Consider the following 17,197-nt stretch of genomic DNA (forward strand, 5'->3'; position numbering starts at 1 on the left):
ACCTCGCCGTGGCGATCAGTTGCAGGCCACGACCTTGATCGCCAGCCCGCCCTGTGAGGTTTCGCGGTATTTGGCGTTCATGTCTTTGCCGGTCTCGTACATGGTTTCGATCACCTTATCCAGACAAACCCGCGGTTCGCTGGTCCGGCGCATCGCCATGCGTGCGGCGTTGACCGCCTTAACGGCGGAAATGGCGTTGCGTTCGATGCACGGCACCTGAACCTGGCCGGCGAGCGGATCGCAGGTCAGTCCCAAATGGTGCTCCATGGCGATCTCCGCCGCGATGCACACCTGCGCCGGGCTGCCGCCGAGCAGCTCGGTCAACCCGGCCGCCGCCATCGAACAGGCCACGCCCACTTCCCCCTGGCAACCCACTTCGGCGCCGGAGATCGAGGCGTTCATCTTGTACAACGCGCCAATCACGCCGGACGCCAGGAAGTAGCGAGTGTAGGAGTTGGCGTTCACCGGGCGGATGAACTTGTCGTAGTAGGCCAGTACCGCAGGGATAATGCCACACGCGCCGTTGGTCGGCGCGGTGACCACGCGGCCACCGGCGGCGTTCTCTTCGTTGACCGCCAGCGCGAACATGTTGATCCAATCGACCACGTTCATCGGATCGATATTGTTCTTGTCGCCGGTCACCAGAATGCGTCGCAGCGCGGCGGCGCGGCGCGGCACTTTCATCGGGCCAGGCAGCAGGCCTTCGGTGTTGATGCCGCGCTCGATACCGGCGCTCATCACCTGCCAGACGTCGGCGAAATGCGCGTCGATGTCCGCTTTGCTGCGCAGCGCCAGCTCGTTCTGCATCACCAGGCCGGACAACGACAGCCCGGTGTCTTTGCAATGCTGCTGCAGATCGTGCGCCGATTTGAACGGGTAGGGCACCGGCGTGGCGCCCTCGGCGGACTGGCCGAAGTGTTCTTCGTCGACGATGAAACCGCCGCCGATCGAGTAATAGGTTTTGCTGTGCAGCAGGCGTTCACCGGCGAAGGCACGGATGCGCATGCCGTTTTCGTGCAGCGGCAGGTTGTCGCTGTGGAAATTCATGCCGCCGTGCAGCGGAAAATCCACCTCGTGGTGGCCGTTGGCCAGCGGCAGGCGGCCGCGCTGTTCCACGTCGCGGATAAAGCCCGGGATGCTGTCGATGTCCACGTCGTGCGGCAGGTTGCCGGCCAGGCCCATGATGATGGCGATGTCGGTGTGGTGACCTTTACCGGTCAACGACAGCGAACCGTAGACGTCGACCACCACGCGGGTGGTGTCCTGCAACTGCTGGTGGGCGATCAGATCGTCGACGAACTGTTTGCCGGCCTTCATCGGGCCAACGGTGTGGGAACTGGATGGGCCGATGCCAATTTTGAAAATATCGAAAACGCTGACCATGGTCTCGCCTCCTTCTTCAGGTTTCAGGCGGTGAATACGGGAAATGGGGGAGTGCGGGAGGGCCGGCGCGCAAGCGGCGCCGGCCGGGCGTGATTAGCCGAGCAGGCTGAACACGATAGCAGAGATGGCGATCAGACCCATCACAACCACGAACACGTTGCTGATGTGGCCGCTGTACTTGCGCATGGCAGGCACTTTACGAATGGCGTACATCGGCATCAGGAACAGCAGCATGGCGATGATTGGGCCACCCAGGGTTTCGATCATGCCCAGGATGCTTGGGTTCAGGGTGGCGACGATCCAGGTGGTCACCAGCATGAAGATAGCGGTCATGCGGTTCAACTTGGCGGTGCTGACGGTTTTGCCACGGCTCTTCATCGATTTGGCAACCAGACCGTTGAAACCTTCACGAGCGCCGAGGTAGTGGCCCAGGAACGATTTGGTAATGGCGACGAAGGCGATAACCGGCGCGATGTACTCGATCATCGGGTTGTTAAAGTGGTTAGCCAGGTAAGACAGAATCGAGATGTTCTGCGCCTTGGCTTCCGCCAGGTTTTCCGGCGTCAGGCTCAGCACGCAGCTGAACACGAAGAACATCACGGTCAGCACCATCATGATGTGTGCATAAGCCAGAATGCGGGAGCATTTCTTCTCGGCGTCTGCGCCGTACTCTTCGCGTTTGGCGACGGCGAAAGCGGAGATGATCGGCGAGTGGTTAAAGGAGAACACCATTACCGGGATTGCCAGCCACAGGGTCATGATCAGGCCGTGGCCCATGCCGGTACCGCTGCCGGACAGCGACACGTTTTCGAAGATGGCGCCGGTCCAGTTAGGGATCAGGTATACCGCCAGCAGCATCAGCACCGCCACGAACGGGAAGACCAGAATGCTCATGGTTTTCACGATGGCCTGCTCACCGAAACGCACGATGGTCATTAGACCGACGATCAGGATCAGTGACAGAATGGCGCGCGGCGGCGACGTCATGCCCAACTGGTGGGTAATGAAGCTGTCGACGGTATTGGTGATCGCCACGCTGTAAACCAACAGAATCGGGTAGATGGCGAAGAAGTACAGTAGGGTAATCAGTTTACCGGCGGTGATGCCGAAATGCTCTTCCACTACAGCGGTGATGTCTTCACCGGGATTTTTGCCGGACAGCACGAAACGGCACAGGCCGCGGTGGGCAAAGAAGGTCATCGGGAAAGCGATGATGGCCATGATGATCAGAGGAATCAAACCGCCGATGCCGGCGTTGATGGGCAAGAACAGGACGCCTGCGCCGATGGCGGTGCCGTACAGGCCCAACATCCACATGGTATCCGTTTTACGCCAGGTACTGCTGGAGCCCGAGGCCGCAGAGGCAATTGTGCCGGTCTGTGTAGTGTCCATAAATATCTCCGAAGTGAACACGAATTTAAAATTAAAAGGCAAAACTTAAGGTTAAACCGTCAAACGTCCTATTCAGGCAACGCTTGCGGTAAGAATCAGGTGTTGCTTGCGGGGATGTTTTGGCGTCCCCCTGGTTGTTTATTGTGTTCATTACCAAGGCACAGCGCCGGGTAATTCACTAAAGACTTTCCACCGTCACGGGGGATAAAAGTCGTTACCGCTGCCGACAGGTCATTGCCTGTCGATTTTTGTTGGCGGCAAGATAACGATTTACAGTAGAAACAACCGTGATCCTGCTCTCAAATGCGTAATATGTGCAGTTATCTGCTTTTTTATCGATTTTTCGCGCATTTGTTGCACATTTGTGTAAGATTTTGTGCTGAGAACGCTCTCATAAAATTTTCTGCGATTATGCGGCTTGTACAATAATTAGCCGGATAAAGCGCTGTGCTCAGCAGCAAGCCGAGCAATATATTTTATGCGTGGTTTTGGATCTAGCGAAAAACCCGGATTAAGCAGTTTTAGTGATGTGGATCACATTATGTTTTTAAGGTAAATTGAATTTATCTTTTTGTTTTTAATGATTTTTATTTAAAATTCACCGCTAGTAACCAAGGGAAATTACTTACGTGGTTAGCGGATAAAAATGCGTAACCATTCATCATATAAATAACAGATAGCTAACAGGTATTGGTGAGATTTGCTGCAATCGCGTAAACCGCCGTTTATTTAAACTTCCTGGCCTTTGGTACGATTTATCATATAAAAGCCATAAATAGCCGTTAATTCACCCAGCCGACCGCGTGTTTAGCCTGCGAAAAAATAATCACGCGGGTGAGCTGTTGCATTTTATTAACCTGATGTTGCGTGCGGATAAGCGAAAAACGCGAATTGATTGCGCATTATTTGTTCATTTTTGGGTAAGGAAAGAGGGATATCGAAACGGTGCGCCGTCGGTTATGACGGCGCTGAAGGCGGATTAATAGCGGATAGCGATGGCGTTGTCGTTGAAGAATGCCAGGAAGTCGGCGGCCGGTTGGCGGTCGGTGATCACCCGATCGAATTGTGTCAGGGGGCCGATGCAGGCCGGTTTGGTTTTGCCGAATTTGCTGTGGTCTGCCACCAGGATCTTTTGCTGCGCCATCGCCATCGCGCGATGCTTCATCTCCAGTTCGTCGAAGTTGAAGCAGGTGGCGCCGTGCTGCAGACTGAGGCCGGCGGCGGAGATAAAGGCGATATTCGGGCAGATATGATCGAGCTCGTTACGGCCGCTGACGCTGGAAAAGATGTAGTTGTTCGGCTTGAACTCACCGCCGCACAGGACCACTTTGCAGTTCGGTTTGTCCTGCAGCGCCAGGAAGGTGTTCAGCGAATGGCACACGGCGGTGAAGGTCAGTTCGTCGGCGATGGCGTCGATGATCGCCGGGGTGGTGGTGCCACAGTCAAAAAACACCGTGTCGTTTTCATTGATCAGCGGCGCTGCCAGCAGGCCGATGCGCCGTTTCTCCGTGACCTGTTTGGCTTTTTGATCGGAAACGAAGTAGTTGGTCACGCCGTTGCTGCGCGGATCGGTCACCACGTAGCCGCCGAGCAACACCACGGCCGCCGGTTCGGCGCTCAGATCGCGGCGAATGGTCATCTCCGAGACCCCCAGCAGCGCGGCGGCTTCTTTCAGGTGGATCTTGTCAGCGCGTTTTAACGCCTGAACTAACCGGTTGATACGTTCTTCGCGCCGCGTTTCCATAGATCCGTCTTCCCACAGGTAGTAGAGGTAAAGGGGCGTGCCGGCATTTCCGGCGCTAAACACAACAATGCGGGGCAATATCGGGCCGCATCAGCCGCCCGTATTGTCCCGCATCGGAGTGTATGGCCATGCCCGTCAGCGCAAGCCGACGATCAGTAGCTGCCCGCCGCCGGCTGGGCGCCGGATACGATGGCGACGCCGGAGCTGGTGCCGATGCGCGTGGCGCCGGCTTTGATCATCTTCTCGGCGGTGGCGCGATCGCGCACGGCGCCGGAAGCTTTCACGCCCATTTCGCTGCCCACAGTCTCACGCATCAGTTTGACGTGCTCTTCCCGAGCGCCGCCGGTGCTGAAGCCGGTGGAGGTTTTCACGAAGGCGACATCGAGTTCGCGACACATTTCACAAACCTGGACGATCTGCGCATCGCTGAGCAGGCAGGTTTCCAATATTACCTTCAACGGGATCGCCGCGCAAACCTCGCGCACGGCGGCGATATCGGCTTTCACTTCGTCCAGCAGGCCGCTTTTCAACCAGCCGACGTTGATCACCATATCGATCTCTTGCGCCCCGGTGGCGATCGCCGCTTTGGCTTCAAAGGCCTTGGCGACGGTCAGGCCGGCACCCAGCGGGAAACCGATCACCGAGCAGACTTTCACGGTGCTTTCTTGCAGCAGCTGGGCCGCCAGCGGCACGTAGCCGGAGTTGACGCATACCGCATAGAAGTTGTGCTGCTGTGCTTCTTCGCACAGTTTGGCGATCTGCATTTCGGTGGCGTCCATGGCCAGCAGGGTGTGGTCGACATAGCGGGCGTAATCGATGTTTTCGGTGGTCATCGCGGTTCCTTAGTGAGGTTAAGACAGTAAACGGAGTGAGGAATGTGAAAATAATAACATTCCGATGCCGATAAACCTAGTGCTGTTTAAAAAATTTCGATCCGATCGTCGCTATAATGCTGTTATAGGTATAGCTTAAAGGCGTTTCATTTGTTATTTAAATAACATTTTGTGGCTCGCGGCCTGCGCGGGCGAAACGTCGAGGGAAAAAAGATGAAGATCAACATCGATCTGGCTCCTGAAGCTTTCGGGGCGCATCGGCAGGAACTGTTCCGCAATGCGGATTTTGCGGTGAGCGCGCATCGCTGCGCAGAACGTGGGCCGATGTTAACGCTGGCGAACTGCCGTGGCGCGCTGACGGTTTTACCGTATCAGGGCCTCGCGATCTGGGACGCTAAGTTTGACGGTTACTCGCTGAAGTCGGGCCGCCGCAGCGTGCGGGGCGCCGGCAGAAAGCGCGCTGACGACGCTGCGTTCTATCCCGCCTGGCCGCATCAGGACGGTGAGCCGCTGCAGATGCAACGCGTGTGGATCCAGCTGGCGGGCGATGAGCTGACGTTGCACGGCGAGGGGGAGCGGGCGGGCGGGCGTTGGCGCATCGGCCCGGCGCTGCGTCTGGCGGCCCAGAGCGCGCAGTTCGCCATAGAGATGAAGGTCACCAATCAGGCCGAGCGGCCGCAGCCGCTGCGCTATGTTTGCGGCCTCAACTATGACTGCATTCCTGATGCGGTATTCCGCCAGAACCTGCCGACGCCGGCTTTGTTAGGGGATACGATCGGGCAGGAACTGTTGTGCTCCGACGATCTGACGCGCTACGTGGATCAGGCCGAATTCTTTATGCTGGCGCCGCAGGGCCGGCGTTATGTGACGCGTTTTGCCACCGAACAATTCAACTATGGTTTCCGGCGCATCGCCGTTCAGGGCAACAGGCGGCTGCTCGCTTTTATCCAGCCGGCGAACTGTCGGCCGAACGCGTCGGAAGGGGAGGTAGGAGTGATGCTGGGAGCGGGAAAAACGCGGACGTTCTGTGTGACTACCGGCGTGGTGTGAAAGCAGGGGCGGTAACGCCCCTGTCATGTTGTGCGGTTACTCTTTCACCCAGCCGCGGCGAATGGCGAAGGCAAACAGGAAGCGATACAGGCGCGACAGCTTGTGGGCGAGGACATCGCCGAACAGATTCCATACCAGCTGCGCGAACAGGCAGCCGACCAGGCCGAGTAGGAAACCGCCAACCATATCCAGCGGCCAGTGCACGCCGAGGTAAACGCGTGACCAGGCGATGCCGGCGGCGACAATCATCAGCAGCGCGCCGGACCAGACCCGGTGCCAGAACAGGAATGCCAGCGCAAAGGTAAAGATGGCGGTGCCGTGATCGCTGGGGAACGAGCTGTCCGGCGCGTGCGCCAGGAAGGTATAGCCGACGCCGGCGACGAACGGACGCTCATGCGGCAGCAGCGCGCCGATAGCGGAGGCGGCAAGCATGGCGAACAACAGCGCGATCGTGGTTTTCGCCACCACTTCGCGCTGTGAAACCAGCTGGCTTTGCGGCCCCCACAGCCACAGGCCGACGATCAGCAGCGGCACGATAATGATAAGATCGCGCGCCAAAAAGGTGGCGAAATCGATCATCCATTCGGGAGACGCCGGGGTCGCATTGATCCAGGCGAAAAGAACATGGTTTAGCTGCTCCATAACCGTTACCTCATCTTGCGGCGCCAATAGCCGCTAATCATCCAATAAATAGCCAACTGGCTTAACCAAACCCACCAACCCGCCCACAGGTTATGGGTAAGAAAATGTGCGCCACGCATGATCTGACCAAAGCCCATCACCATGCCGAGCGCAATGCCGCCGCACCAGCACCACCAGGCCAGGCGCGGGCGCTGCGGATAAAACAGGAAAAACAACGCCATCACCGCGAAACCGCTCGAGGCGTGCCCGCCGGGGAAACAGCGACCGGGGCCCGGCAGCGCCGGTACCGTGCCGAACAGCGGGAAGGACATCGCCTTGCCGCCGTACTCAATCAGATCCCACGGACAGGAGTGCGCGCTGGTGGCTTTGAGAATGCCCACCACCAGCGGGCCGATACCAATCAGCAGCATGGTTACGATCAGGCGCGCGCTGCGGCGATAGAGGCCCCAAAACAGTGTCAGCACCGCCCCTACGATCACTATCTGCTTCAACAGGCGGTGATTGATCAGATCCAGCCAATAATTGTTTTGCCACGGGAAATGCCCGCTGGCGGCATCGAACCAATAATTGCTGATCGCCCAGTCCAGCTGTTCGTTACGGGAGAGCCATAGAAACACCAAACCGCTGATCAGCAGGCCAAAAACTTGCCAACGGTAAAAGGATGCCGACAGGGAGTAAAGGGTGGTTGTCTTAATTTGCGGTGTCGTTGAGGATTGATTTAATGACGATTCTGGATTCACGCGCAGGCTCAGTGACAGGATTGAATGACGTTACTGTAATAATTCTGTCTTAAGAAAACCTTAGTCCGCCGGTAAGAAAACCCTATCTGATACACTTGCTTGTACGAAGGTAATCGCTGGTTTTTCTCGTCTTAACCCGAGGGTGCGCTGGCTAATTGCTCCAGTTAACGGTTTATATTAGGCGATTGTCACTATTGATTGCCTATTGTAAAGAAGATTAAACCTGTGGCGAGCTTGGCGGTAGTGTATTAGTTTATAGACGGATTATTTGACAAAGTGTAGGGATAAAACATGAACAAGGCATCCGTTGTATTTTCCGGCCTGCTGATGGCCGTTTCCGCCGGCGCTATGGCGGCGACCTCTGGCGATGACGCGGACATGAGCAAACAGCCGCTGGAAAAAGTCGCGCCTTACCCGAAAGCCGAGAAGGGTATGAATCGCCAGGTGATCTACCTGCCGAAGCAAGAGCACGAAGAGAACTACAAGGTAGAGCTGCTGATCGGCAAGACGCTGGAAGTGGACTGCAACCGCCATATGATTGGTGGCACGTTGGAGACCAAAACCCTGTCCGGCTGGGGTTACGACTACCTGGTGCTGGAGAAGCTGTCTGAACCGGCCTCGACCATGATGGCCTGCCCGGACAACACCAAGACCAAGAAATTCATCGCCGCTAACCTGGGCGACGCCGCGATGCAGCGTTACAACAGCCGCCTGCCGATCGTGGTGTATGCGCCGAAAGACGCGGAAGTGAAATACCGCATCTGGAAAGCCGAAGATACCGTAAGTCAGGCTGAGCAGAAATAATCGCCGCCTGACGCCGCTCCGCTGGCCATTCCCGGTTGGCGGAGCCTTTCTCCTTCCTGTCTCCTTATCATTCCCGCATCTTTGACACTCGACTGATTGCTTTCGGACGTGGCTTTTAGCCGCAACATGACAACGAAATACGTTCTTCACATGGGCACAGGAAGCACGCCGCTGCATGGATGGGAGAGGATGCGCGCGTATAGAAATAGAGCAAAGAAATCTTTACTGAATTGTGATAATTTTGCCCATACCCTATTTAGGCGTGACACAGAAGATAAGGATATCCAATGCGTTATCGTTCGCTAACGCTCGACGAAACCAGAAAAAGTCGCCCATCTGGCGAGCTGCACTGTGATGGCGCGTCTGTGCCGACCACGGAACCTTACGAGTGGGCAGGCGCCGTATGAAACTGATTCATTTCTCCTCTGAACACACGGCGCCGGAAAGCTTTTCCAGGATACTTAACCCTACAGCAGCGCGGTATGAGCTGGAACGGCATTATCTGTTCGGCGGCGCAGCCGGCATATCGATAAGCAGCCGGTATCCGATTACCCGCAATACTCAATCCGGGATTGGCGTCACCGGTTATCGTGAGGACGTGGCTGTGAAGCGCAGCGTGCTCGATGAGATCAACCGGGGCGGCTTGCTGGCGATTGATCAGGGAATGGGCACCTGGACGCCGACGAAATATGCTTTTTACGTCGACGCGGAAGGCCGATTACAGCGCTATCCAGGCAGCTCTCTTCCCGCCTTTTATCCTATCGGGCGCGTGATCGCCCGCTATGAAGAAATGGTTAGCCGCTATGGCCACCGGGCAAAACCGACGGTGCTGCCGGCGAGGCAGAATACGACCCGGAATCCCCCTCTGCAGCAAGCCATCGCGACCGCAGTAGCAACCGTTGCCGCCACGGTGCAGGCCATCCGTCCGCTGACCAAGGCAGAACGCTGGCAAGAACGCCAGTACCTGATAGGGCGAGGCAACCGCAGCATTTACCCGGATGCGCGCATAGCTGCACAGCGCCTGGCGGAGAACAACGTTGCGGTCGAAAAGGCGAAGTTGGCTGAGAATGTTTACAAGACCGCCGATTCACTAGGCGAACTACCAGGGGTACCGGAGGGCTGGAAAGATATCAGTAATAACGAACGAGCTTTAAATAGGCTTGGTCTGGACAGTAAAATGCTTTATGACATACCAATGAATCCTGATTTTTTAGCCCGAGTTTATCAGCCAGATGAGAGCATCTTTGGTAAAGCGATGAGTCCGACGGTGGTGTTCCGCGGATCGCGTGCGCCCGAGTTCCCGGAGGGAATAAGCAAGGCTGCCCAGAAAGCGTTATTGAACGGCGATTTGTCAGGAATTAAAAACCTGAGCGATTGGACAAATAATGGTGCTCAGGGAATAGGGCTTAATTCTGAATACTACAAAAAAGCGGTTAATATCGGTAAAGCAATTAAAGGCGATGTTGGGATATCTGGTCATTCGCTGGGTGGGGGCATGGCGTCTGCGGCTTCTATAGCCAGCGGTAAACCGGCTTGGACGTTTAATGCAGCAGGCCTGAATGCGGGAACCGTCGAAAAATACGGCGGTTCGATAATAGGCAGCGCCGATAATATTCAGGCGTATCGCGTAAAAGGGGAGCTGTTAACCAAGCTGCAGGAAGTTGATTTGTGGGAGGATGCTAAAGACCTCAAATTTTATCCGCCTGCGGTGATGGCGAAAGAACGGCTGTCCATGTTGGCGCCTGACGCAGTGGGAGTAAAACACACGCTTCCCGGTGGAACAGGCTCACTGCTGGATAAGCACGGTATAGACCAGGCGATACAATGCATTGAAAATGAAAAAGACGATGACATAGCCACAATCAAGGGAAGAATATGAAAAAAATCATACTCATTATCACGATGGTAGTGTCTATGCTCATCATACAGGGGTGCAAACAAGGTATGGATTTACAACCACAGGATTATTTTGACGGTCAGCAATTGGACATTGCCAAAGCCATTTATGATGGTGATAGGCCGCAGTTGGATAAACTGTTGCCATCAGTAAATAAAGAGATCTTAAATCGTCCAGCTAAGGAGGAAATGACCTTATTGTTCTGGGCAATAAACAATGCCATCTATGACAAAACCACACCTGAAAGATTGAAAATTATCACTGATTTGGTAAAGGCCGGCGCAGATCCTTTACAGCCTCAACCCAACACGCCAGGTAGTCCCGCTGAATTTGTTATGAAAGCGGACAAAGGCGTCTGGATACAGGCTATGTTGGAAGGTGGCCTTTCTCCAAACGCCAGAGATAGGGTTCATAATCAACCTATCATATTTGAAAGTTTTGAAGCGAAGAATACTGAAACATTAAAGGTACTTATTGCCTACAAAGCTGATGTTAATATCAAAGGGGCTATGAATAGAACGCCATTAATTAATGCGTTGTATAATAGTTGCCCAGAACACATTGAGGTTCTTTTGGCTCATGGCGCTAACCCATTAGCCAAAGATGATTTTAATGACAGCTTCATTTCTTTGATTTCTGCGGAAATAGCCGAGGGAGACAAAAATAATTCTTATATAAAAAAATTAATTAAAATTAAAGATAATATAAATATTGTGAATTAGTCGACTCTTAGCTGGGTGAAATGACGGGGGTTTGACGTGGGTGGGTATGAGCATGAAGCACATTATTCTGATGATCACCGTGGTGCTATCTATCTGTGTGATGCAGGGATGCGAACAAGGTAGGGAGCTACAACCACAGGATTATTTTGAAGGGACGCAGCTGGACATCGCCAACATCATCTACGAGGGTGACAGGCAAAAGCTGGATAAGGTTTTACCGACGGTAAGCAAAGAAACGTTAAATCGACCGGCCAAGGTGGAGATGACGTTGCTATTCTGGGCGATAAACAACGCCATCTTTGACAAGAATACGCCAGAGCGGCTCAAGATCATTACGGATTTGGTCAAGGCGGGGGCAGATCCACTGCAGCCAAGACCGGAAGGGCGAAGTAGCCCGGCTGAATATGTTATGAAAGCGGATAAAGGCGTCTGGATACAGGCTATGCTTGAAGGCGGACTATCGCCTAATGCAAGGGATGAAATAAACAATCAACCAATAATTTTCAAGAGCTTTCAAGCGGTTAATACAGAGACGCTGAGTACTCTAATAGATTACAAAGTTGATGTTAATATCAAAGGTGCTATGAACAGAACGCCATTAATTAATGCGTTGTATAATAGTTGCCCAGAACACATTGAGGTTCTTTTGGCTCATGGCGCTAACCCATTAGCCAAAGATGATTTTAATGACAGCTTCCTTTCTTTGATTTCTGCGGAAATAGCCAAGGGAGACAAAAATAATTCTTATATAAAGAAATTAATTAAAATTAAAGAGAAAATAAACATTATGAATTAGTTGGCTCTCAGGTGGGTGAAATAATTGGCGTTTGACGTGGATGGGATGGGTATGGCATGAAGCACATTATTCTCATTATCACCGTGGTGCTGTCTATATGTGCGATGCAGGGATGCGAACAAGGTAGGGATCTACAACCACAAGATTACTTTGAAGGGAAGCAGCTGGACATCGCCACCATCATTTACGAGGGTGACAGGCAAAAGCTGGATAAAGTTTTATCGACGGTAAGCAAAGAAACGTTAAATCGGCCGGCCAAGGCGGAGATGACGTTGCTATTCTGGACGATAAACAACGCCATCTTTGACAAGAACACGCCAGAGCGGCTCAAGATCATTACAGATTTAGTCAAGGCGGGGGCTGAGCCATTACAACCTCAGCCTAACGCACCAGGCAGCCCCGCTGAATTTGTTATGAAAGCGGATAAAGGCATCTGGATACAGGCTATGTTAGAGGGCGGACTTTCTCCAAATGCCAGGGATAAGGTTCATAATCAACCCATTATATTTAATAGTATCTTTGCAAAAAACACAGAAACATTAGAGGTCATGTTGGAGCATGGTGCTGATATAAATATAAGAAATTCACTGGGTGATACGCTGCTCATCGATGCTTTAGACTATCACTCCTATGACCACGTCATTCTTTTATTAGAAAAAGGCGCCGATAGCGATATAAGAGGCAACTCGGGTTGGACGATGGGTAATCAACTACAACGGCTGATTAATAGGAGTCCGGACGGCAGTGAGGCGAAAGCGTCTCTTGAGCGCATCAAAGACGAGCTAATTAAGCGTGGTGGGAAATGGCCACCTCTCCCTGTCAGTCAATAAACCGTCTGGCTGTATTACCGGAAACTGGGCACATGTTGTAAAGGTGTTCTTACCGCAGAGGCATTGTCCACAGACGGTCGAGTTGCGAAAGTTTGCTTGGGTTGCGCACGATAAATACCTGAGCCAGTCGGCCTTCGGCATTCAAGCTGAGACTGACAGACGCCGTAATACGGCCTTGTTCGGATAGCAAGGCGCCCGGCACGCCATTGATGAGCGCGTGTTGCCAGAGATAGGCTCGCCAAAATACGGGCAATTTACCGCCGATAAACTCGAGTACCTCACGTTTGCCGACGAGTTCAGCCAGGTTGGCGGGCACTTTGCCGCCGCCGTCCGCACTGAGCTTAACGTCTTCGGACAACAGGGTCGAAAGCGGTTCGATATCTGCCGTTTCCACCGCCGTTTTGAAAGCGATCAGCAACGCCTCCTGCCGCTCTGTGGGCTGGGTTTTACGCTCCTCTGGGCGGCCAACTTTTTCGCGCGCGCGTGACACCAGTTTACGACACGCCGTTTCTTCCCCACCTAATGTCGTGGCGAGATCCGCGTAGGGCAAGTCAAAGATGTCATGCAGCAAATAGGCTGCGCGCTCGCGGGGAGTGAGTCTTTCGAGCAACAGCATAAAGGCCGTCGACAGCGACGATGCGAGTTCCAACGTCTGCTCGGGCGTTTTGGCTACGGCGGTTTGAATGGGTTCTGGTAGCCAAATACCGACATAATCGACGCGAGCCTGCTGCGCGGCGCGCAGCAGGTCAAGACAACGACGAGTGCAGACGGTGGTCAGCCAGGCCGCAGGATTCAGAATGCTGTGGCGATCCGCATGTAACCATTTGATATAGGTATCTTGCACGGCATCTTCCGCGTCGGCCAGAGAACCTAAAATACGATAGGCGAGGCCGATCAGAAACGATCTTCTCGATTCGAACAGTGCTGCATACTTGTCGTTTTTCATATTAGTGGCCGGAAATATGAATTCTATTCCACAGATTTATCATAGTGATATTTGCGGTTAGCGCGCTGATTTCTTCCTCGGAATAGTACGCGCGCAATGCCGCACGCAGTGGGCCATACTCGGTATGGCGTTCAAGCCGCGTTAACGCTTCTGTCCAGGCAAATGCGGCGCGCTCGCGAGGCGTGAAATCATCAACGTGTTCCCATACCACCAGCCTGTCCAGACGTGCGTTGGTTTCACCGTCCTCGCGCGCTTCTTTGGTATGCATCTCGACACAGTAACCGCAGCCATTGATTTGCGAAGCGCGCAGGAGGACGAGATGGTAGATCTTGCGCTCCAGATTGTGCGCATCGATAGCGCCATGCACTTTCAGCAGCGCGGAAAAAACGTTGGCAATGGTTTGCGCATGATTGACAGGGTCGGTATTCACTAACGTAGTCATAAGAACTCCTCATTTATCGGGTTAACACATATAGATGACGAATGAGAAGAGGGATGTGTGACCGAACCACAGCAAAAATGTGCATTTTGGGGCCGTGGGCCGTTGATGTAATACGTTTTTCAGACAACAAAAAACCCGATAATCTTGAACCTAAAAGGCGGGATTATCGGGCTCCACAAAATGGGGACATCAAAGAAAAGCAGTGGCACTAATTCAGACTGCGGCCCCCAACGAAAGTTCTGGCCGGCGACAAAAAAATCAAAATATTTTTATCGCCGATCCATCTCTCCCGCTAATCGATCAGCCGAGTATGCCCGGCCATAGCACCACGATGAGTGAACCCGCCAGCGTTAACAGCACGTTAGCGATGGCGTAGGTGCCGGCGTAACCCAGCGCCGGGATGTTGCTGCGCGCGGTATCGCTGATGATCTCCATCGCCGGCGCGCAGGTGCGGGCGCCCATGATGGCGCCGAACAGCAGGGCGCGGTTCATGCGCAGCACGTAGGCGCCGAACAGGAAGCAGATAACCACCGGCACCAGACTGACGATAAGCCCGGCGATCAGCATCTGGCCGCCGACCGCACCCAGGCTGTGGCCGATGCCAGCGCCGGCGCTCAGGCCTACGCCCGCCATAAACACCATCAGGCCGAATTCTTTCACCATGTTCAGCGCGCCCTGCGGAATGTAGCCGAAGGTCGGGTGGTTGGCGCGCAGGAAGCCGAGCATGATGCCGGACATCAGCAGGCCGGCGGCGTTGCCGATGCCGAACGAGAAGTTGCTGAACTGAATGGTGATCTGGCCGATCAAAAGGCCGATGATGAAGAAGGCGCAGAACGCCAGCAGATCGGTCACCTGGCTGTGAATCGAGATAAAGCCAATTTTCTCCGCCACGCTCTTCACCCGGCGCGCGTCGCCGCTCACCTGCAGCACGTCGCCTTTGTTGAGCACGATGCTGTCGTCGATCGGCATTTCGATCTGGCTGCGGATCACGCGGTTGAGGAAGCAGCCGTGGTCGGTCAGCTTTAGCTGGCTCAGGCGTTTGTTCACCGCGTTGCTGTTCTTCACCACGATCTCTTCGGTGACGATGCGCATGTCGAGCAGATCGCGATCGAACACTTCCTTGCCGTTGCGGAAGCTCGGGTCCAGCCGCGCGTGGGCGTCCGGGTAGCCGACCAGCGAAATCTCGTCGCCCACCTGCAGCACCGCGTCACCGTCCGGGTTGGCCAGAATGCCGTTGCGGCGGATGCGTTCGATGTAACAGCCGGTCTGGCGGTAGATGCCCAGTTCACGCAGGTTCTTGCCGTCGGCCCAGGCCACCAGCTCGGGGCCGACGCGGTAGGCGCGGATCACCGGCAGGTAGACCTTGCGCTGGCTGTCGGTGTCCAGGCCGCGTTCGCGGGCGATCTGCTGGGCAGAGGTGGACAGGTCCTGGTGTTGCAGCTTCGGCAGGTAGCGCGCGCCGAAGATCAGGCTGACCAGACCGATCAGGTAGGTGAGGGCGTAGCCGAGGCTCAGATGATCCTGCGCCGCCAGCAGCGCCGGGCCGTTGACGATGGTGTTGCGTAGCGTGTCGCCGGCGCCCACCAGCACCGGCGTGGAGGTCATCGAGCCGGCCAGCATGCCGGCGGTCAGGCCGATGTCCCAGTGGAACAGCTTGCCGAGACCGATGGCGAGCACCATCGCCGAGCCGACCATCACCAACGCCAGCATCAGGTAGTTTTTGCCGTCGCGGAAGAAAATCGAGAAAAAGTTGGGTCCGGCTTCCACGCCGACGCAGAAAATAAACAGCATGAAGCCGAGATTCAGCGCCTCGGTGTTAATGGCGAAGTGTTGCTGGCCGAGCAGCAGGGAAACCACCAAAACGCCAATGGAATTACCGAGTTGGACGGAGCCCAGACGGAGTTTACCGAGGCACAGCCCCAGTGCGAGTACCACGAACAGTAACAGAATGTAGTTACCGTTTAACAAACTAGCGACGTTTATGTTCACGGAGGATAACTTATTGTTTACCAGTAAGTGCTTGATATAGATAACTATAAGAGATAAATTCAGCCTTAAAACGACGTCATAAATCACCACCAGCAGAAAGCGAAGCGAACCATCGTTCGGCGGCGTTCATTCTAGACGCTATGACCGATGACAGCCAGCACAGAAAGCTGATTTCCTGCGCCGCCGTGCGCATTTAACTCTCTTTTGACCAAGGAAAAAATTCGGTTTAGCGTCACCTCACGGGGGGCCGGACCGATTTCTATTGATGCGGTAATTGGGCGGGGGAGAATTCGCATGACGAGTTATCGATATTGGCTGGGCATTCTCAGCTGTTTTCTGTTGTTCAGCCTGGTGTTTCTCGGCCAGCAAACCGGCCTGTTCGGCAGCACGGATCATGAGCACCACGGGGAAACCGGCCTGCTGCTGTTCGTTGTCCCCGGTGCGATCGCCAGCTATCTGTCGAGCCGCAAGCGGCTGCTTTGCCCGTTGCTTGGCGCGCTGTATGCGCTGCCGCTGTGCCTGCTGATCCGCCACTTCTGGCTGACGCCGTCCTATTCGTTCTGGCAGGAGTTGGCTTATGCCACCAGCGCGGTGTTCTGGTGCGTGTTCGGCGCGATGCTGATGCTGTTCGCCCTCGGCCTGTTGCAGACGCTGCAGCAGCTGCACCGGCGGCAGCGGCAATAAAAAAAGGCGCGTTAAGCGCCTTTTTTGTCGTTCATGACCCGTCCTGAATAGCGTTGACACATTTTACTCACGCACAGAGGAAAATGTGATGAACCAGTATATTAAACGCACACAACGCGATTACTCTCTATCCTTTAAACTGGCTGTCGTCGAACAGGTCGAAAAAGGCGAGATGACATACCGCCAGGCGCAAGATCGCTACGGTATCCAGGGCAGCCAGACTGTTATGAACTGGCTGCGCAAATACGGTCAACTTGACTGGCGAACTTCTCCTTCCACCAGAACGTGCGGAGACAACATGCC

17 protein-coding genes are annotated in these 17,197 nt (G+C 54.5%); 8 read left to right on the top strand and 9 right to left on the bottom strand.

Annotated features, from left to right (window positions below; translation table 11 throughout):
* Positions 1–15 precede the first annotated feature (15 nt).
* From FOT55_RS02035 to deoC, 4 genes are all read right to left on the bottom strand, one after another.
* Positions 16–1,383 carry an L-serine ammonia-lyase gene (locus FOT55_RS02035; protein WP_025302221.1) on the bottom strand — a complete coding sequence of 456 codons (1,368 nt, stop codon included), beginning with the start codon at positions 1,381–1,383 and terminating at the stop codon, positions 16–18.
* A gap of 93 nt (positions 1,384–1,476) precedes the next feature.
* A complete protein-coding gene (locus FOT55_RS02040; RefSeq protein ID WP_004938697.1) occupies positions 1,477–2,775 on the bottom strand; it encodes an HAAAP family serine/threonine permease in 1,299 nt (432 codons plus the stop codon).
* 979 nt (positions 2,776–3,754) lie between these two features.
* On the bottom strand, positions 3,755–4,519 hold the full coding sequence (deoR, locus tag FOT55_RS02045; protein ID WP_025302222.1) for a DNA-binding transcriptional repressor DeoR: 765 nt from the start codon (positions 4,517–4,519) through the stop codon (positions 3,755–3,757).
* 152 nt (positions 4,520–4,671) lie between these two features.
* Positions 4,672–5,352, bottom strand: a complete 681-nt coding sequence (gene deoC, locus FOT55_RS02050) for a deoxyribose-phosphate aldolase (protein ID WP_147823025.1) — start codon at positions 5,350–5,352, stop codon at positions 4,672–4,674.
* 213 nt (positions 5,353–5,565) lie between these two features.
* On the opposite strand from deoC, the gene FOT55_RS02055 reads away from it, so the two are divergent.
* Positions 5,566–6,402, top strand: coding sequence for an aldose epimerase family protein (locus FOT55_RS02055; protein WP_060432773.1), 837 nt, complete (start codon positions 5,566–5,568; stop codon positions 6,400–6,402).
* 36 nt (positions 6,403–6,438) lie between these two features.
* Here the strand turns inward: FOT55_RS02055 and ybjG are convergent, their stop codons facing one another.
* Entirely contained in the window at positions 6,439–7,044 is a 606-nt protein-coding gene (gene ybjG, locus FOT55_RS02060; protein WP_049205937.1) for an undecaprenyl-diphosphate phosphatase, read from the bottom strand.
* Positions 7,045–7,049: 5 nt separating this feature from the next.
* Positions 7,050–7,784: a phosphatase PAP2 family protein gene (locus FOT55_RS02065; protein ID WP_043137796.1), complete on the bottom strand. Its 735-nt coding sequence runs from the start codon at positions 7,782–7,784 to the stop codon at positions 7,050–7,052.
* 291 nt (positions 7,785–8,075) lie between these two features.
* Between FOT55_RS02065 and eco the strand changes: the two genes are divergently transcribed.
* The 5 genes from eco to FOT55_RS02090 all read left to right on the top strand — a co-directional run bounded on the left by eco (position 8,076) and on the right by FOT55_RS02090 (position 12,833).
* Positions 8,076–8,588, top strand: coding sequence for a serine protease inhibitor ecotin (gene eco, locus FOT55_RS02070; protein WP_033642514.1), 513 nt, complete (start codon positions 8,076–8,078; stop codon positions 8,586–8,588).
* Positions 8,589–8,991: 403 nt separating this feature from the next.
* Positions 8,992–10,467: a hypothetical protein gene (locus FOT55_RS02075; RefSeq protein WP_060432774.1), complete on the top strand. Its 1,476-nt coding sequence runs from the start codon at positions 8,992–8,994 to the stop codon at positions 10,465–10,467.
* Positions 10,464–11,207: an ankyrin repeat domain-containing protein gene (locus tag FOT55_RS02080; RefSeq protein WP_060432775.1), complete on the top strand. Its 744-nt coding sequence runs from the start codon at positions 10,464–10,466 to the stop codon at positions 11,205–11,207. Before FOT55_RS02075 ends, FOT55_RS02080 begins: the two co-directional genes overlap by 4 nt.
* 52 nt (positions 11,208–11,259) lie before the next feature.
* Positions 11,260–12,003 carry an ankyrin repeat domain-containing protein gene (locus tag FOT55_RS02085; RefSeq protein ID WP_060433854.1) on the top strand — a complete coding sequence of 248 codons (744 nt, stop codon included), beginning with the start codon at positions 11,260–11,262 and terminating at the stop codon, positions 12,001–12,003.
* 56 nt (positions 12,004–12,059) lie between these two features.
* Complete coding sequence (locus tag FOT55_RS02090) at positions 12,060–12,833, top strand: ankyrin repeat domain-containing protein (RefSeq protein ID WP_147823026.1); 774 nt, start codon at positions 12,060–12,062, stop codon at positions 12,831–12,833.
* 49 nt (positions 12,834–12,882) lie between these two features.
* On the opposite strand, the gene sigJ is transcribed toward FOT55_RS02090, so the two are convergent.
* The 3 genes from sigJ to FOT55_RS02110 all read right to left on the bottom strand — a co-directional run bounded on the left by sigJ (position 12,883) and on the right by FOT55_RS02110 (position 16,210).
* A complete protein-coding gene (gene sigJ, locus FOT55_RS02095; RefSeq protein ID WP_060432777.1) occupies positions 12,883–13,779 on the bottom strand; it encodes an RNA polymerase sigma factor SigJ in 897 nt (298 codons plus the stop codon).
* Between the two features lies 1 nt (position 13,780).
* Complete coding sequence (locus FOT55_RS02100) at positions 13,781–14,221, bottom strand: carboxymuconolactone decarboxylase family protein (RefSeq protein ID WP_060432778.1); 441 nt, start codon at positions 14,219–14,221, stop codon at positions 13,781–13,783.
* 300 nt (positions 14,222–14,521) lie between these two features.
* Complete coding sequence (locus FOT55_RS02110) at positions 14,522–16,210, bottom strand: aspartate:alanine antiporter (protein WP_047728000.1); 1,689 nt, start codon at positions 16,208–16,210, stop codon at positions 14,522–14,524.
* A gap of 294 nt (positions 16,211–16,504) precedes the next feature.
* Between FOT55_RS02110 and FOT55_RS02115 the strand changes: the two genes are divergently transcribed.
* Together FOT55_RS02115 and FOT55_RS02120 are read left to right on the top strand one after the other, a co-directional pair.
* A complete protein-coding gene (locus FOT55_RS02115; protein WP_025302232.1) occupies positions 16,505–16,894 on the top strand; it encodes an inner membrane protein YbjM in 390 nt (129 codons plus the stop codon).
* Between the two features lie 88 nt (positions 16,895–16,982).
* The coding region (locus FOT55_RS02120) for a helix-turn-helix domain-containing protein (protein WP_147823027.1) at positions 16,983–17,197 on the top strand (215 nt) is incomplete at its 3' end.

The sequence above is a fragment of the Serratia bockelmannii genome (genome assembly GCF_008011855.1).
GTDB classification, from domain to species: Bacteria; Pseudomonadota; Gammaproteobacteria; order Enterobacterales; family Enterobacteriaceae; genus Serratia; species Serratia bockelmannii.

Coding starts and splice junctions, on each gene's coding strand:
- FOT55_RS02035 (WP_025302221.1), bottom strand. CDS start 1,383: ATGGTCAGCGTTTTCGATATTTTCAAAATTGGCATCGGCCCATCCAGT.
- FOT55_RS02040 (WP_004938697.1), bottom strand. CDS start 2,775: ATGGACACTACACAGACCGGCACAATTGCCTCTGCGGCCTCGGGCTCC.
- deoR (WP_025302222.1), bottom strand. CDS start 4,519: ATGGAAACGCGGCGCGAAGAACGTATCAACCGGTTAGTTCAGGCGTTA.
- deoC (WP_147823025.1), bottom strand. CDS start 5,352: ATGACCACCGAAAACATCGATTACGCCCGCTATGTCGACCACACCCTG.
- FOT55_RS02055 (WP_060432773.1), top strand. CDS start 5,566: ATGAAGATCAACATCGATCTGGCTCCTGAAGCTTTCGGGGCGCATCGG.
- ybjG (WP_049205937.1), bottom strand. CDS start 7,044: ATGGAGCAGCTAAACCATGTTCTTTTCGCCTGGATCAATGCGACCCCG.
- eco (WP_033642514.1), top strand. CDS start 8,076: ATGAACAAGGCATCCGTTGTATTTTCCGGCCTGCTGATGGCCGTTTCC.
- FOT55_RS02075 (WP_060432774.1), top strand. CDS start 8,992: ATGAAACTGATTCATTTCTCCTCTGAACACACGGCGCCGGAAAGCTTT.
- FOT55_RS02080 (WP_060432775.1), top strand. CDS start 10,464: ATGAAAAAAATCATACTCATTATCACGATGGTAGTGTCTATGCTCATC.
- FOT55_RS02085 (WP_060433854.1), top strand. CDS start 11,260: ATGAAGCACATTATTCTGATGATCACCGTGGTGCTATCTATCTGTGTG.
- FOT55_RS02090 (WP_147823026.1), top strand. CDS start 12,060: ATGAAGCACATTATTCTCATTATCACCGTGGTGCTGTCTATATGTGCG.
- sigJ (WP_060432777.1), bottom strand. CDS start 13,779: ATGAAAAACGACAAGTATGCAGCACTGTTCGAATCGAGAAGATCGTTT.
- FOT55_RS02100 (WP_060432778.1), bottom strand. CDS start 14,221: ATGACTACGTTAGTGAATACCGACCCTGTCAATCATGCGCAAACCATT.
- FOT55_RS02115 (WP_025302232.1), top strand. CDS start 16,505: ATGACGAGTTATCGATATTGGCTGGGCATTCTCAGCTGTTTTCTGTTG.